Here is a 14,110-nt window from a genome sequence, read left to right as displayed (position 1 = left end):
ACATGCGGGGAAAGTTGGCCATCGCAAGTATTGCAGGCTTACTTGCAGTGTCACTGCAGAGCACTCCAGCAACTGCGGCTGAACAGCAGCTTCAAGGAAGGGCGGAGATCTCGTCGGTGATGCCGACGCCGGACTCATCCGTCAGGCCGTACGGCGAATGCACCCTGATCGTCGTTTGCGGGACGGTCTGGAACTTCCTTCCCAGCTACTACTCCATCAAGGTTGCGCGTTTCGGCGTCGGCACATCCAGTTGTGCCACCTGGAACGCCGGCACCCAGAAGTGCACCATATACAGCCTGCCTAGCAACAAATCGAGCAAGGATATTGGAATCGCGGACGCCGACGGCTACACAAACAGTAGCGGATGGTACTACACGGGCGGGACAAAGCGAAGCGCCAATGTCTGGACGAAAATAACAGACGCCCAATCAGCAACTTGCGTGGAACAGCGAGTTGGGGCTGTCTGCACCATCAACTAGTTTAGTGTTCGGATAGAGTTGACCTCAGGGCGGACTGGGAGGAATTTCACCAGTCCGCCCTGAGATGACTAGAGCACCTTGGCCAGGAACGCCTTGGTCCGCTCGTGCTGCGGCGCCGAGATCACCTCGCGCGGGTCGCCCTGCTCGACCACCACGCCGCCGTCCATGAACACGAGATGGTCGCCCACCTCCCGGGCGAAGCCGATCTCGTGGGTCACCACGATCATCGTCATGCCGTCGCGGGCCAGGTCCTTCATCGTGTCCAGCACCTCGCCCACCAGCTCGGGGTCGAGCGCGCTGGTCGGCTCGTCGAACAGCATCAGCTTCGGCCGCATGGCCAGCGCCCGGGCGATCGCCACCCGCTGCTGCTGGCCGCCGGAGAGCTGACCGGGGTACGCGCCGAGCTTGTCGCCCAGCCCCACCCGGTCCAGCAGCTGCGCGGCGTGTTCCCGGGCCTGCGCCTTCTTCGCCTGGCGCAGCAGCACCGGCGCCTCCATGACGTTCTGCAGCACCGTCATGTGCGGGAACAGGTTGAACCGCTGGAACACCATGCCGATGGCACGGCGCTGCGCGGCGACCTCCTTGTCCCGCATCTCGTACAGCTTGCCGCCGCGCTCCCGGTAGCCGATCAGATCGCCGTCCACCCAGATCCGGCCGGCGTCGATCTTCTCCAGGTGGTTGATGCAGCGCAGGAACGTCGACTTGCCGGAGCCGGAGGGCCCGAGCAGGCAGCACACCTCGCCGGAGCGGACCTCCAGGTCGATGCCCTTGAGCACCTCCAGCGGCCCGAACGACTTGTGCACCTGCTCGGCCCGCACCATCAGCCCGGACTCGGCGCTCGGCGCGGTGCCCTGCGCGGGTACGGTCAGCTCGGTCACTTCACCACCCCCGCGCCGCCGCCGGCCTCAGCCGTCATCCCCCGCAGCTTCAGCCGGGCCCGTCCGGTCACGCCGTAGCCCTTGCCGAAGTGGCGTTCCAGGTAGTACTGCCCGACGAGCAGGATGCTGGTCAGGAACAGGTACCACAGACAGGCCGCGACGTACATCGGGAAGATCTGGAACGTCCGTTTACCGACGGCGTCGAGCTGGAAGAACAGCTCCACGCTCACCGGTACGTAGAGCAGCAGGGACGTGTCCTTGAGCATGGCGATGGTCTCGTTGCCGGTCGGCGGGATGATCACCCGCATCGCCTGCGGCAGCACCACCCGGCGCAGCAGCTGGGCGCGGCTCAGGCCGAGCGCCTGGGCGGCCTCGGTCTGGCCGGGGTCCACCGACTGGATGCCGGCCCGGACGATCTCCGCCATGTACGCGGCCTCGGAGAGCGCGAGGCCGAGCAGACCGGCCATGAAGCCGGTGAGGATGTCACGGGAGGAGAACCCGAACAGCCGCAGTTGCAGGTTGTCGATGCCGAACAGCTGGCCGATCTGGGTGTCGAACGGCACCCCGAACTCGACCCGGCTCCACAGGATGCCGATGTTGCCGAAGACGGCCAGCAGGACCAGCCGGGGCACGGCTCGGAAGAACCAGGTGTAGAGCCAGGCCACGCCGCGCAGGATCGGGTTGTCCGACAGCCGCATCACCGCGATCACCACGCCGAGCGTGACGCCGATCAGCATTGCGCTGACGGTCATCAACACGGTGCCGCGCAGCAGCCCCTCGATGATCGGCGGCCGGAACATTCTGCCGACCATGAAGGACCAGTTGAAGGCCTCGTTCGTGACCAGCAGGTGGACGAACATCGCGGCCAGGACGGAGAGCACCGCCACCGCGACCCATCGTCCGGGGTGCCGCACGGGCACGGCCTTGATCGGTTCCGGCCGTGCCCGTGCGGTTGTCGCTTCCTCGGTGGTCATGTCGTCACGGGTTGATCGCGGGGTCCGTGATCGCGCCGTCTCCCACCTTCCACTTGTCGAGCACCTGCTTGTACGAGCCGTCGGCGATCACGGCCTTGGTCGCGTCGCGCACCGCCTCGGCCAGCTGCGTCTGCTCCTTGGCCAGCACGTAGCCGTACGGTGCCGCCTCGTACTGCTTGTCCAGCAGCTCCAGGGCGTCGTTGGACTGCGTCACCGCGTACACGCCGACCGGGTAGTCGGCGAGCATGGCGTCGTCCTTGCCGGACACGACGGCGGCGGTGGCGGCGTCCTGACCCGGGAACTGGTCGATGGTGATCGCCGGCTTGCCCGCGTCGGTGCACGCCTTGGACCGCTTCTGGATGTCCTCGACCTGGACCGTGTCCTTCTGGACCGCGATCTTCTTGCCGCAGGCGTTGTCCAGTGCGACCCCGGCCGGGTTGCCCCTCTTGGTCACCCACTGGGTGCCGACCTGGAAGTAGCTGACCATGTTGGCCTGGGCCTTGCGGTCGTCGTTGATGGTGAACGACGAGACGCCGGCCTCGTACTTGCCCGAGTTGACGCCGTTGATGATGTCGCCGAACGGCGCCGAGACGAACTCCGCCTTGAGGCCCAGCTTGGCCGCCACGGCGGTGAACAGCTCGACGTCGAAGCCGATCACGGTCTTGCCGTCGGTGTCCAGGAACTCCGCCGGGGCGTAGGTGGAGTCGGTGCCCACCACGATCTTGCCGTCCGACTTGATCGCGTCCGGGACCTTCGCGGCCAGCGCGGCGTCGACCGACGACGAGACGCTGGGCCCGCCACCGGGCTGGCCGGTGCTCTCCTCCTCGCCGCACGCGGCGAGGGAGAGCAGCAGGACGGCCGCACCGGCGACGCCGAGCGCCGCCCGCCGTCCGGGGTTGGGGTGGAACATGGCTGTACTCCTTTTGCGAGGGGTCGGTCAGGCCACGCCGAGGTAGGCCTCTTTGACCGAGGGGTCGTGCAGCAGGTCCGCGCCGGAACCGCTCTTGACGATCCGGCCGGTCTCCAGCACGTACGCCCGGTGGGCCCGCGCCAGCGCCTGCTGGGCGTTCTGCTCCACCAGCAGGATTGTGGTGCCCTGCTGGTTGATCTCCGTGATGATCGTGAAGATCTGCTGGATCAGCATCGGCGCGAGACCCATCGACGGCTCGTCGAGCAGCAGCAGCTTCGGCCGGCTCATCAGCGCCCGGCCGACCGCGAGCATCTGCTGCTCACCGCCGGAGAGCGTGCCGCCGGGCTGCTTGCGCCGCTCGGCCAGCCGCGGGAACAACTCCAGCACCCGGGCCAGGTCCTGCGCGATGCCGGCCTTGTCGCGCCGGGTGTACGCGCCCATGTCCAGGTTCTCCAGCACCGACATGCCGGGGAAGATGCCCCGGCCCTCGGGCGCCTGGCACAGCCCGCGCCGCACCCGCAGGTCGGCCCGGAGCTTGGTGATGTCCTCACCGGCGAACTTGATCCGGCCGGAGGCGACCGGCCGGATGCCGGAGATCGCCCGCATGGTGGTGGACTTGCCGGCGCCGTTCGCGCCGATCAGCGCGACGATCTCCCCTTCGTCCACGGTCAGGCTGATGCCGTGCAGCGCCTGGATCCGCCCGTAGAGCAGGCTCACGTCCTCGATCTCAAGCAGCATCGTCCGGCACCCCCAGGTACGCCGCGACCACCTTCGGGTTGTCCCGCACCTCGGCGGGCAACCCTTCGGCGATCTTCTTTCCGAACTCCAGGACCACGATCCGGTCGGTCACGCCCATCACCAGGCGCATGTCGTGCTCGATCAGCAGCACCGTCACGCCCTGGTCCCGGATCTGCCGGATGAGCTGGAGCAGCTCTTCCTTCTCCGCCGGGTTGAAGCCGGCGGCCGGCTCGTCCAGGCAGAGCAGCTTCGGGTCGGTGGCCAGCGCGCGGGCGATCTCCAGCCGGCGCTGCTCGCCGTAGGACAGGTTGCGGGCGAACTCGTGCATCCGGTTGCGGATGCCGACGAACTCCAGCAGGCGCTCGGCCTTCTCCCGGCCCTCGCGCTCCTCCTTCCAGTGCCGCGGCAGGCGCAGCAGGGCGGAGATCACGCTGGTCTTGTGGTGCGCGTCCGCGCCGACCTGGACGTTCTCCAGCGCGGTCATCTCCGGGAAGAGACGGATGTTCTGGAACGTACGGGCCATGCCCATGCGGGTGATCTGGTGGCGCTTCTTGCCACTGATCTTCTGGCCCAGGAACCGGATCTGCCCCTCGGTGGGCTGGTAGATGCCGGTCATCGCGTTGAAGCAGGTGGTCTTGCCGGCGCCGTTCGGGCCGATGAGACCGAGGATCTCACCCTTGTAGAGGGTGAAGTCCACGTCGTTGAGGGCCACCACACCGCCGAAGCGCAGCGTGACGTGGTCGACCTCCAGCAACGGCTCCCGCTCGTTGACCGTCTCGACGGCGGGGGCCGCCGCCTGGGCCGGAACGGCCGGGGTCTGCTCGGTGTCACTCACCGACGATCACCTCCTTGCGGCGGTCCTTGAACTCCGCCGCTCGTCGCCGGTTCGGGATCAGGCCCTGCGGCCGGAAGATCATCATCACCACGAGCACCAGGCCGAAGAAGAGGAACCGGTACTCGTACAGCTCCACGCCGAACAGCTCGATGCCGCGGAACCGCTCGATCATGTACGCCACCAGGCCGCCGCCGACGATCGCGCCGACGATGTTGCCCGAGCCGCCGAAGATGACAGCGGCCAGGATGATGATCGAGTTGAGCAGCTCGAAGTTCTGCGAGTTGACGAAGTTCTGCTTACCGGCGAACAACGCGCCGGCCAGGCCGGCGATGGCCGCGCCGGAGGCGAACGCCCACAGCTTGAACTTGAACGTCGGCACGCCCATCAGCTGGGCGGCGTCCTCGTCCTCGCGGATCGAGATCCAGGCCCGGCCGACCCGGCTGTGGGTCAGGTTCCGCACCCCGATCACCACCAGGATGATCAGCGTGAGCACCAGCCAGTAGTACGGGCGGGCGTCGAGCACGCCGAACCACGGCCGGCCGTCGGCGTACTGGCCGGGCGGGTGCGGGATCTGGTTGAAGCCGCGCTGTCCCTTGAGGAACTCGGAGCTGACCGCCGCGATCCGGATCATCTCGGCGAAGCCGAGCGTCACCAGCGCCAGGTAGTCGCCGCGCAGGCGCAGCGTCGGCGTGCCGAGCATGACGCCGGAGACCATGGTCAGGGCGATCGCGATCGGCACCACCAGCAGCCACGGCCACAGCGTCTTGATGTCGCTGCTCGGCGAGGTCAGCACCGCTACCGTGTACGCGCCGACGGCGAAGAAGCCGAAGTAGCCGAGGTCTAGCAGGCCGGCGAAGCCGACCACGATGTTGAGCCCGACCGCCAGCAGCACGTAGATCGAGACCGTGAACATCACCTGGGTGAAGTTCGCTCCCGGGGTCGGGATCGGCCCGAGGTACTGGTAGAACTCCTTGTTCGGCAGCGCGTAGAAGAACGCGATGACCGCGACCAGCAGCACCCAGCGCACCCAGCGCGGCGCGTGGTGCCAGCGCTCCGAGATCGCGTGCCGGCCCTGCCGCAGCTTGTCCGCCGCCGTCTCCCGCCGCTCCGGCGGGTCGATGGTGGTCGTCATGCGCGTGCCCTCCCCAGTGATTCGCCGAGCAGACCGGTCGGCCGGAACATCAGCAGGACGACCAGCACCGCGAACGCGGCGAAGTCCTTCCACTGACTGCCGAACAGGCCCGCGGCGTAGTTCTCCACGACGCCGAGCAGCAACCCGCCGACGAGCGCGCCGCGCAGGTTGCCGATACCGCCGAGCACCGCCGCGGTGAACGCCTTGAGGCCCAGCAGGAAGCCGACGCTGTAGGTGAGCGTCTGGATCCGCACGTCGTAGAGCAGGCCCGCGACGCCGGCCATGGTGCCACCGGCGATGAAGACCATCAGGATGATGCGGTCCTTGTTGACGCCCATCAGCGCCGCCGTGTTGGCGTCCTGAGCCACCGCCCGGATGCCGCGGCCGGTACGGCTGCGGTTGATGAACTGGTCCAGCGCGAACATCATCACCAGCGCGGAACCGATCGTGAGCAACTGCACCGCGTCGATCGGCACCCCGGCGACGTGGAACAGCGGCTCCGAGCTGACCAGGATCGGCGCACCCTCCGGCCGCCGCCGGGTGTAGACGCCGAACGCCTCCGAGATGGCGATCGAGGCACCGATGGCGGTGATGAGGAACGCCAGCGGCGGCGCGTTGCGCTTCCGCAGCGGCCGGTACGCGACCCGTTCGATCACAGTGGCGGTGCCCGCCGAGGCGATCGCAGCCACGATCATCGCCACCAGCAGGTAGAACATGATCGAGCCGATGCCGCTGACCTGCGAGTTCTGGTCGAGTCCGAAGCCGTTCCAGGTCCAGATCGCGGCGAACGCGCCGGCGATGAAGACCTCGGAGTGGGCGAAGTTGATGAGCCTGAGCACGCCGTACACAAGCGTGTAGCCGAGCGCGACCAGGGCGTAGATGGCGCCCTGCGTCAAGCCGGTCGTGGTGAGTTCCCCGAAGTTGGAGAACAATCCGTCGAAGTCCAAGGGAGGGACGCTCCGTCGCTCAAGAGAAAAAGAGGGTGCGGCCGGGAGCCAGCTCCCGGCCGCACCCGCGATCACTACTCAATCGCCAGTCCAGCGATCGAACGATCAGGACTTGGGGATCTCCTGGTCCGGGACGACCTTGCCGCCCTGCACCTTGAACGCCCAGACCTTGACCTGCGCCGGGTCCAGCTCGCCGCCCTCGACGAACTTGTAGCTGGCGGCAACGCCCTCGCCGCTGTAGCCCTTCACGAACTCCAGCAGGTCGGCACGGGTGCTCTTGCCGGCCTTGATGCCCGCCAGCAGGATGTTCGCCGCGTCGTAGGCGGTGTCGCTGTAGGTACCCGGCTCGGTGCCGTTGAGCGCCTTGAAGTCGGCGGCGAAGGTGCCGCGGGCCTCGGTGGACGGAGCGCAGGGGCAGGTGAGGATGGTGCCCTCGGCGGCGGCCGCACCGGCGGAGGTGATGTACGCGCCGTCGTTCACGCCGTCACCGGCGACCAGCGGAGCGGTGACCCCGGCAGCGGTGAGCTGCTTGCGGATCAGGCCGGCCTCCTGGTAGTAGCCGCCGTAGAAGACCGCCTTGACGTTGGCGGCCTTGACCTTGGTGACCACACCGGAGAACTCGACCTGCTTGCCCTCGCCCTGGACCTTGTCGCTGCCCACGACCGAGGCGCCGAGAACCTTCTTGACCTCGTCGGCCAGGCCGGCGCCGTACGCGGACTGGTCGTCGATGACGTAGACCCGGTCGGCCTTCATCACGTTCTTGATGTAGTTACCGGCGGCGGGGCCCTGGCTCAGGTCGTTGCCGACCGCCCGGAAGAAGGTCTTCCAGCCCTGCTCGGCGAGGCTGGGACGGGTCGCGGAGGGGGTGATGGTGACCAGACCGGCCTCGCTGAACAGCGGGCCGGCGGCCTCGGACTCGCCCGAGTAGGCCGGACCCACGACACCCAGGATCTTGGTGTCGTCGATCGCCTTCTGGGCCAGACCCGGCGCCTGGTCCGGGCTGCCCTGCGAGTCGAGCTCGGCGAGCTCGACCTTGCAGTCCGCGTTCTCCTTGTTGTACTTGTCGACGGCCAGCTTGACGCCGTTCTTCTCGTTGATGCCCAGCGCGGCCGAGCTACCGGTCAGCGCGCCGAAGAAAGCGATCTTGCTCCCGCAGGCGCTGCCCCCGGAACCCTCATCGTCGCTGCCGCTGGAACAAGCGGTGCCACCGGCGACGAGCGCCAGCATGGCGACCCCGCCGATCACGCGTGCGAGCTTCTGCCTCAAGGCCCGAACCCTCCTCCGTCCATGATCCGAACCACCCGCCGCTGATTGGCCCTTGCGGGGTGGACGAACCAAGACCGTCGTCGCCGGTCTGGGCCGGGACGTTATCCCACCGCGAGCGGTGGCGTAAGACCTGGAAAGCGGGGTTGACCGAACCGTTACACGCCGTGGCGGATTCAAGCCCATCGGCGTAAGAAGCGAAGGCGGGCAAAGGCTTTCACCGACTATTCCTCGGTAACGGGCCAGACCCTCCCCACCCGCTACCGATCGACGGCGGACAACGCCCCCCACCAGGCACGGGATGTTTTTCCGTCGTCGGCGACCACGAGCAGCCCGTCGTCGCGGACGGCCACCGTCAGCGCCGCGTCGCCCCCGTCCGGCACCGGCACCGGCGTGATCACCGGAAGCCACGGCGCACCGCCGTCACGCGACATCCAGAGCCGTCGCTGAGCCCCGTCCCCGGTCACCGCGACGAGCCGCCCACCGGACGCCGCGAGCGCGTCCACCGACGACACCCCGGGGCCCGCCGAGCCGAACCCGCCGACCCGCCGCCACCCCTGCGCCGCACCCGCCGAACCGGCGGACGGCGAGCCGCAGTCGTCGCACCCGCGCCACACGGCGAAGCGGTCACCCACCGGGCCGACCGCCACCGGCCCGCCGTCGGCCGGCACCACCCGCTCCGCCGCCCCGGAGGTACCCGCCGGCATTGGCAGAGCCACCCGCCGCCACACCCGGCCGTCGGCCGAGAACCACGAAAGCGGCGTCCGGGACGTACCGCCGGGCGGCAGCAACGACCCCACCACCAGCCAGCCCGGCCCCACAGCCGCCACGTCATACGCCGCCGTCCGGCCCCGGCCGTCGCCGGCCAGCTCCGCGACCCCCTCGCGCAGGACGAACCCCTCCGCGTCCGGCGACGACCACACCGCCGCACCGTCCGCGCGCGCCCCGGCGACCAGCCAGCCGGCCGGACCCGCCGCCAGCCGCGACGCGCTCACCGCGCGCGGGCCGCCGAACAACTCGAACGCCGCCGGAATCTCCCGCAACGGCCCACCCGGACGCCACACCCACGTTCCGGTACGCGGATTGCCGTGCACGCCACCGGTCTTCGCGCCCAGCGCCGCCATCCCGTCGTCGCGGCACGCCACCGCGAAGAGCACGTGCTGGCGGCCGTAGAACGTCTGCGCGCGCACCGGAATCGGCGACCAGGTCACGCCGTCCGATGAGGACCAGGCAGCCGGGCGGGTCTCCCCCGCCGGATCGACCAGCCCGCCCACCACGTACCACCGGCCGGCGCACCGCGCGACGTCGCGCAGCACCGGACGTCCGGCGGCGCCGGCGGGAAGGGCCAGATCGACGGACTGCCACTGCGGTCGTACGGGGGCGGGCTCGGGCAGCGGTCGCGGAGTCGCGTGGCAGGCCACCAGGAGCAGCGCGGCGACGACGGCGACGAGGACCGGCCGGGCGCGCGCGGAAGGCATGGATCCGATCCTATCGATCGGACGCCTCCGCGGGAGGTCAGGACGCGGGCTGCTCCACCTCGCCGCCGGCGGTCTCCGCGAGGATCCGCTCGGCGACCTCCTTCATGGTCATCCGGTGGTCCATCGCGGTGCGCTGGATCCACTTGAACGCCTGCGGCTCGGTCATCCCGTACGTGGTCATCAGCGCACCCTTGGCGCGCTCGACGGTCTTGCGGATCTCCAGCCGGTCGGTGAGACCGGCGACCTCCGACTCCAGCGCGGCGATCTCGGAGTAGCGGGACAGCGCGATCTCCACCGCCGGCACCAGGTCGCTCTTCTGGAACGGCTTGACCAGATACGCCATCGCGCCGGCCGCCCGCGCCCGCTCCACCAGGTCACGCTGGCTGAACGCGGTCAGGATGATCACCGGGGCGATGCGCGCGCCGGCGATCCGCTCGGCGGCGGCCAGCCCGTCCATGATCGGCATCTTGATGTCGAGGATGACCAGATCCGGCTTGAGCTCCTCGGCGAGCTTGACGGCGGTCTCGCCGTCACCGGCCTCGCCGACCACCTCGTAGCCCTCTTCGACAAGCATTTCGGCCAGGTCCAGCCGGATGAGCGCCTCGTCCTCGGCGATCAGAACGCGCTTGCGCTCGGCGTCCGCCTGCATCTCGCCCACGAGCCACTCCCACCGGTTCGAGCCCGACACCCGCCGTGCCGGGTGTCGCCGCCCCTAGCGTAGTAGGTAACCTATGGCACGACGCGAGAGCGTCGCGCGAGCCTGTCCCCGTATTCCAATCGGCAGAGAAACGGAGCTCAAACCTCCGACAGTGTGGGTTCGAGTCCCACCGGGGACACCGAAGTTGTCGTACGGGCGTTCGAAGATGCTCTCGTGCACCCACCCGAGATCCGCGCCCGAGCACGTCAGGCCTTTCTGTCCGGGGCGACCGTCGCGGAGGCGGCCCGCGCCGTCGGCCTCAACTACCGCACCGTCTGGCACTGGTGCAGAGACCGCCCGACCGCCGCGGTTCTAGGCACCGCACTGCGGTGTTTCCGTTGCCGCGACGATGTCAGCGTTCCGACAGATCCGGCGGCCTACGCCTATCTTCTCGGGCTCTACCTTGGCGACGGGCATCTCGTGACCAGGGCGCGGGTGCCGGTGCTCCGGATCTCCTGCAGCAACAGCTGGCCCGGACTGATCGAGGCGTGCGACGACGCCATGCGCGCGGTGCTGGCGGAGAAGGTGCAGCGCGTCCGGCATCCGGGGTGCGTCAGCGTGCAGAGCTACGGCAAGCACTGGCCGTGCCTGTTCCCCCAGCACGGCCCTGGCAAGAAGCACCAACGCCCGATCGTCCTGGCCGACTGGCAGCGCCCCATCGTCGAGGCCCACGCGGGCGACTTCCTCCGCGGCCTCTTCCATTCCGACGGCTGCCGCTTCGCCAACCGGGTCGTCGTCCGGGGCAAGGAGTACGTCTATCCCCGTTACATGTTCCACAACGAGTCGGGCGACATCATGGGTCTGTGCCAGCAGGCCCTCGACCGGCTCGGCATCGCCTGGCGGATGAACCGCCGCAACTCCCTGTCGGTGGCCCGCCGGGAAGCCGTCGCCGCCCTCGACCGGCACGTCGGCCCGAAGTCGTGACCCGGCGACGCCGCGCACGCGGCCTGCCGACGGGCGTCAGATCCGCGCCAACGCCCGCGCGAGATCCGCCCGCAGGTCCTCCGGGTCCTCCAGGCCGACCGAGACCCGCAGCAGCCCGCCGCACGGCTTGGCGTCGCCCTCGACCGGCCGGTGGGTGAGCGAGGCCGGGTGCTGGATCAGCGTGTCGACGCCGCCGAGCGACACGGCGTGCGTGATCAGCTCGCAGGCGCCGGCGACCTCGGCCGCGGCGGGCGCGCCGCCGCGTACCTCGAAGGCGAGCAGGCTGCCGGTGCCGGACATCTGGCGGCCGACCAGTCCGGCCGGGTCGTGCAGCGACGGGTGGTGGACGCGCTCGACGGCGGGGTGCCCGGCGAGCCAGGCGGCGAGCTTCTCCGCGCCGGCCTGCTGGGCGCGGACGCGCAGCGGGAGGGTCTGGATGCCGCGGTGCAGCAGATAGGCGCCGAGCGGGTGCAGGACGGCGCCGGTGACGGCGCGGACCTGGCGCAGCCGGGCGGCCCACTCGGGTCCGCAGGCGACGACGCCGGCGAGGACGTCGCCGTGGCCGCCGATGCTCTTGGTGGCGCTGTGCAGCACGAGCGCGGCGCCGTGGCGGGCGGGCTGCTGGAGCACCGGGGTGGCGACGGTGTTGTCGACGAGCAGCGGGACGTCACCGGCGGCGTCGGCGAGCGCGGCGATGTCGACCAGGTCGAGGCTGGGGTTGGCAGGCGTCTCGACCACGACCAGGGCGGTGTCGGGGCGGATCGCGGCGGCCACGTCGGCGGTGGTGGCCCAGGTGACAGCGGTGCCGAGCAGGCCGGTGGCGAGGACGTGGTCGGTGCCGCCGTAGAGGGGGCGGACGGCGACGACGTGACGCTTGCCGTCGCGGGTGGCGGCGAGCAGGGTGGCGGTGAGCGCGGCCATGCCGCTGGCGAACGCGACGGCCTCGGCGGTGCCTTCGAGCTCAGCGAGGGCGGTCTCGAACCGGGCCACAGTGGGGTTCCAGAGGCGCTGGTAGACGGCGCTGCCGCCGGCCGGGAGGGTGCCGCCGGTGGCGAGTGTCTCGTAGTCGTCACCGCCGCCGGCCACCGAGGGCAGCGGGTTGGTGGTGGACAGGTCGATCGGCGGGACGTGGACGCCGAGCCCGGCGAGGTCGGCGCGCCCGGCGTGTACGGCTGCGGTGTCCACGGAAGTCATGCCGGAAGCGTCGAACATGACGACGGCTAGAGGCAATAGCAGCGAACAAGATTCTGACGATCACGCTTTCGCCCGGCTGTGATTCGGTGAAAGATGGTCGCATGCCTGCCGCACCGAATGATGTACGGCCGTTCGCCGGCCTGGACGACACCGACCGCGCGATCCTCACCGAGCTGGCGGCCGACGGCCGGCTGCCGAACAACGCGCTGGCCGAGCGGGTCGGGGTGGCGCCGTCGACGTGCCTGACGCGTACCCGGGCGCTGCGGGAGTGCGGGGCGATCCGCGGGTTCCACGCCGAGGTGGACCCGGCGGCGGTGGGCCTGCCGTTGCAGGCGCTGGTGTCGGTGCGGCTGACCGCGCACGAGCGGGCCGCTGTTGACGCGTTCCGCGCCCGGTCGGTACGGCTGCCCGGCGTGGTGTCGGTGTTCCACGTGGCGGGCGCGGAGGACTACGTGCTGCACGTGCGCGCCGCCTCCGGCGACGCGCTGCGGGACTTCGTCCTGGATCATCTGGCTGTCGATCCGGCGGTGCAGCACACGCAGACCAGCCTGATCTTCGAGCAGGCCCGCGGTATGGGGTAGCGCACCCGGCGGAACAATTCCGGCACGTCGCGGGTTGCACCTGCCTGTGATCGACGTACCCATGTCTGTTCTTGATCTTGCCCCGGTGGCGGCGACCGGCAACGCCGGTGAGGCGCTGCGGTACACCACGGAGCTGGCCCGCCGCACCGAGGAGCTGGGCTACCGCCGGTTCTGGGTGGCCGAGCACCACAACATGCCCGCCATCGCGAGTTCCGCCCCGGCGGTGCTGCTCGCGCACCTGGCGGCGAACACCAGCACGATCCGGCTCGGCTCGGGCGGGGTGATGCTGCCCAACCACGCGCCGCTGGTGGTGGCCGAGCAGTTCGGCACGCTGGAGGCGCTGCACCCGGGCCGGATCGACCTGGGCATCGGCCGGGCGCCGGGCACCGACCAGGTGACCGCGCTGGCGCTGCGCCGCACCATGGAGGGCCTGTCCGCGGAGCACTTCCCGCGCGAGCTGGCCGACCTGATGAACTACTTCTCCGGCGCCGAGCCGGGTCCGATCACCGCGACGCCGGGCCGCGGCCAGTCGCCGCAGGTGTGGCTGCTCGGGTCCAGCGGGTTCAGCGCGCAGCTGGCCGGTCTGCTCGGGCTGCCGTTCTCGTTCGCGCACCACTTCAGCTCGCAGAACACGATCCCGGCGTTGCAGCTCTACCGGCAGAACTTCCGGCCGTCGCAGTGGCTGGACCGGCCGTACGCGATGGTGGCTGTCAACGCGGTCTGCGCGGAGACCGACGAGCGGGCCGAGTGGCTGGCCGGGCCGTCCGGGCTGTCGTTCCTGAAGCTGCGGTCGGGGCGGCCGGAGCCGCTCGTCACGCCGGAGGAGGCGGCGGCGTACCCGTACTCGGAGTTCGAGCGGGAGTTCGTCGCCCAGCGCCGCGACGGCCAGGCGACCGGTTCGCCGGAGACGGTGGCCCGGCAGCTCGGTGAGTTGCTGGAGCGCACCGGCGCGGACGAGCTGATGCTCACCACGATGGTGTACGACGTGGCGGACCGGGTCCGCTCGTTCGAGCTGATCGCCGAGAAGGTGGCGGGCGGGCTGCGCCGGGAGGGCTGAAACACGCTCTTCATAGCGACGTC

Annotated in this window: 15 protein-coding genes and 1 tRNA gene; 5 read left to right on the top strand and 11 right to left on the bottom strand. The window is 69.9% G+C overall.

What is annotated here, in order from left to right; all coding sequences use genetic code 11:
- The first annotated feature begins 2 nt into the window (after positions 1 to 2).
- Positions 3 to 479, top strand: a complete 477-nt coding sequence (locus FHX31_RS07070) for a hypothetical protein (protein WP_184975548.1) — start codon at positions 3 to 5, stop codon at positions 477 to 479.
- A gap of 68 nt (positions 480 to 547) precedes the next feature.
- Here FHX31_RS07070 and FHX31_RS07065 read toward each other — a convergent pair whose 3' ends face one another.
- The 10 genes from FHX31_RS07065 to FHX31_RS07020 all read right to left on the bottom strand — a co-directional run bounded on the left by FHX31_RS07065 (position 548) and on the right by FHX31_RS07020 (position 10,292).
- Positions 548 to 1,300, bottom strand: a complete 753-nt coding sequence (locus FHX31_RS07065) for an amino acid ABC transporter ATP-binding protein (RefSeq protein ID WP_176739883.1) — start codon at positions 1,298 to 1,300, stop codon at positions 548 to 550.
- 53 nt (positions 1,301 to 1,353) lie between these two features.
- Positions 1,354 to 2,331: an amino acid ABC transporter permease gene (locus tag FHX31_RS07060; protein WP_091331158.1), complete on the bottom strand. Its 978-nt coding sequence runs from the start codon at positions 2,329 to 2,331 to the stop codon at positions 1,354 to 1,356.
- A 4-nt stretch (positions 2,332 to 2,335) separates the two neighbouring features.
- Positions 2,336 to 3,241: an ABC transporter substrate-binding protein gene (locus tag FHX31_RS07055; RefSeq protein WP_184975545.1), complete on the bottom strand. Its 906-nt coding sequence runs from the start codon at positions 3,239 to 3,241 to the stop codon at positions 2,336 to 2,338.
- Between the two features lie 27 nt (positions 3,242 to 3,268).
- Positions 3,269 to 3,979, bottom strand: a complete 711-nt coding sequence (locus FHX31_RS07050) for an ABC transporter ATP-binding protein (RefSeq protein WP_013287516.1) — start codon at positions 3,977 to 3,979, stop codon at positions 3,269 to 3,271.
- Complete coding sequence (locus FHX31_RS07045; RefSeq protein WP_013287517.1) at positions 3,969 to 4,814, bottom strand: ABC transporter ATP-binding protein; 846 nt, start codon at positions 4,812 to 4,814, stop codon at positions 3,969 to 3,971. The genes FHX31_RS07050 and FHX31_RS07045 overlap by 11 nt, the downstream gene beginning before the upstream one ends.
- Positions 4,807 to 5,946: a branched-chain amino acid ABC transporter permease gene (locus FHX31_RS07040; protein ID WP_013475843.1), complete on the bottom strand. Its 1,140-nt coding sequence runs from the start codon at positions 5,944 to 5,946 to the stop codon at positions 4,807 to 4,809. The genes FHX31_RS07045 and FHX31_RS07040 overlap by 8 nt, the downstream gene beginning before the upstream one ends.
- On the bottom strand, positions 5,943 to 6,893 hold the full coding sequence (locus FHX31_RS07035; protein ID WP_013475842.1) for a branched-chain amino acid ABC transporter permease: 951 nt from the start codon (positions 6,891 to 6,893) through the stop codon (positions 5,943 to 5,945). Before FHX31_RS07035 ends, FHX31_RS07040 begins: the two co-directional genes overlap by 4 nt.
- Positions 6,894 to 6,998: 105 nt before the next feature.
- The gene (locus FHX31_RS07030) at positions 6,999 to 8,159 is read right to left on the bottom strand and encodes a branched-chain amino acid ABC transporter substrate-binding protein (RefSeq protein WP_013475841.1); all 1,161 of its coding nucleotides are present in this window, start codon (positions 8,157 to 8,159) and stop codon (positions 6,999 to 7,001) included.
- 257 nt (positions 8,160 to 8,416) lie between these two features.
- The gene (locus FHX31_RS07025; RefSeq protein WP_184975541.1) at positions 8,417 to 9,634 is read right to left on the bottom strand and encodes a hypothetical protein; all 1,218 of its coding nucleotides are present in this window, start codon (positions 9,632 to 9,634) and stop codon (positions 8,417 to 8,419) included.
- Positions 9,635 to 9,671: 37 nt separating this feature from the next.
- Positions 9,672 to 10,292 carry an ANTAR domain-containing response regulator gene (locus tag FHX31_RS07020; RefSeq protein WP_013287522.1) on the bottom strand — a complete coding sequence of 207 codons (621 nt, stop codon included), beginning with the start codon at positions 10,290 to 10,292 and terminating at the stop codon, positions 9,672 to 9,674.
- Between the two features lie 104 nt (positions 10,293 to 10,396).
- On the opposite strand from FHX31_RS07020, the gene FHX31_RS07015 reads away from it, so the two are divergent.
- Both FHX31_RS07015 and FHX31_RS07010 read left to right on the top strand, forming a co-directional pair.
- Positions 10,397 to 10,470: transfer RNA gene (locus FHX31_RS07015), tRNA-Leu, on the top strand.
- Positions 10,471 to 10,505: 35 nt separating this feature from the next.
- Complete coding sequence (locus FHX31_RS07010) at positions 10,506 to 11,255, top strand: helix-turn-helix domain-containing protein (RefSeq protein ID WP_013287523.1); 750 nt, start codon at positions 10,506 to 10,508, stop codon at positions 11,253 to 11,255.
- A 36-nt stretch (positions 11,256 to 11,291) separates the two neighbouring features.
- Here FHX31_RS07010 and FHX31_RS07005 read toward each other — a convergent pair whose 3' ends face one another.
- The gene (locus FHX31_RS07005; RefSeq protein WP_091331152.1) at positions 11,292 to 12,467 is read right to left on the bottom strand and encodes a trans-sulfuration enzyme family protein; all 1,176 of its coding nucleotides are present in this window, start codon (positions 12,465 to 12,467) and stop codon (positions 11,292 to 11,294) included.
- 83 nt (positions 12,468 to 12,550) lie between these two features.
- Here FHX31_RS07005 and FHX31_RS07000 point away from each other — a divergent pair, with 83 nt between their 5' ends.
- Both FHX31_RS07000 and FHX31_RS06995 read left to right on the top strand, forming a co-directional pair.
- Complete coding sequence (locus tag FHX31_RS07000; RefSeq protein ID WP_047894721.1) at positions 12,551 to 13,030, top strand: Lrp/AsnC family transcriptional regulator; 480 nt, start codon at positions 12,551 to 12,553, stop codon at positions 13,028 to 13,030.
- A gap of 61 nt (positions 13,031 to 13,091) precedes the next feature.
- Positions 13,092 to 14,087: an LLM class flavin-dependent oxidoreductase gene (locus tag FHX31_RS06995; protein WP_174361724.1), complete on the top strand. Its 996-nt coding sequence runs from the start codon at positions 13,092 to 13,094 to the stop codon at positions 14,085 to 14,087.
- Positions 14,088 to 14,110: the final 23 nt, after the last annotated feature.

Source organism: Micromonospora sp. CNZ286, assembly GCF_014207755.1.
The sequence above is the reverse complement of the archived record's forward strand: the minus strand, read 5'-3'. Positions and strand labels throughout refer to the sequence as shown.

Bases quoted from the DNA above. Each gene is read 5' to 3' on its own strand.
- FHX31_RS07070 (WP_184975548.1), top strand. From the start codon at position 3: ATGCGGGGAAAGTTGGCCATCGCAAGTATTGCAGGCTTACTTGCAGTG.
- FHX31_RS07065 (WP_176739883.1), bottom strand. From the start codon at position 1,300: ATGGTGCGGGCCGAGCAGGTGCACAAGTCGTTCGGGCCGCTGGAGGTG.
- FHX31_RS07060 (WP_091331158.1), bottom strand. From the start codon at position 2,331: ATGACCACCGAGGAAGCGACAACCGCACGGGCACGGCCGGAACCGATC.
- FHX31_RS07055 (WP_184975545.1), bottom strand. From the start codon at position 3,241: ATGTTCCACCCCAACCCCGGACGGCGGGCGGCGCTCGGCGTCGCCGGT.
- FHX31_RS07050 (WP_013287516.1), bottom strand. From the start codon at position 3,979: ATGCTGCTTGAGATCGAGGACGTGAGCCTGCTCTACGGGCGGATCCAG.
- FHX31_RS07040 (WP_013475843.1), bottom strand. From the start codon at position 5,946: ATGACGACCACCATCGACCCGCCGGAGCGGCGGGAGACGGCGGCGGAC.
- FHX31_RS07025 (WP_184975541.1), bottom strand. From the start codon at position 9,634: ATGCCTTCCGCGCGCGCCCGGCCGGTCCTCGTCGCCGTCGTCGCCGCG.
- FHX31_RS07005 (WP_091331152.1), bottom strand. From the start codon at position 12,467: ATGTTCGACGCTTCCGGCATGACTTCCGTGGACACCGCAGCCGTACAC.
- FHX31_RS07000 (WP_047894721.1), top strand. From the start codon at position 12,551: ATGCCTGCCGCACCGAATGATGTACGGCCGTTCGCCGGCCTGGACGAC.
- FHX31_RS06995 (WP_174361724.1), top strand. From the start codon at position 13,092: ATGTCTGTTCTTGATCTTGCCCCGGTGGCGGCGACCGGCAACGCCGGT.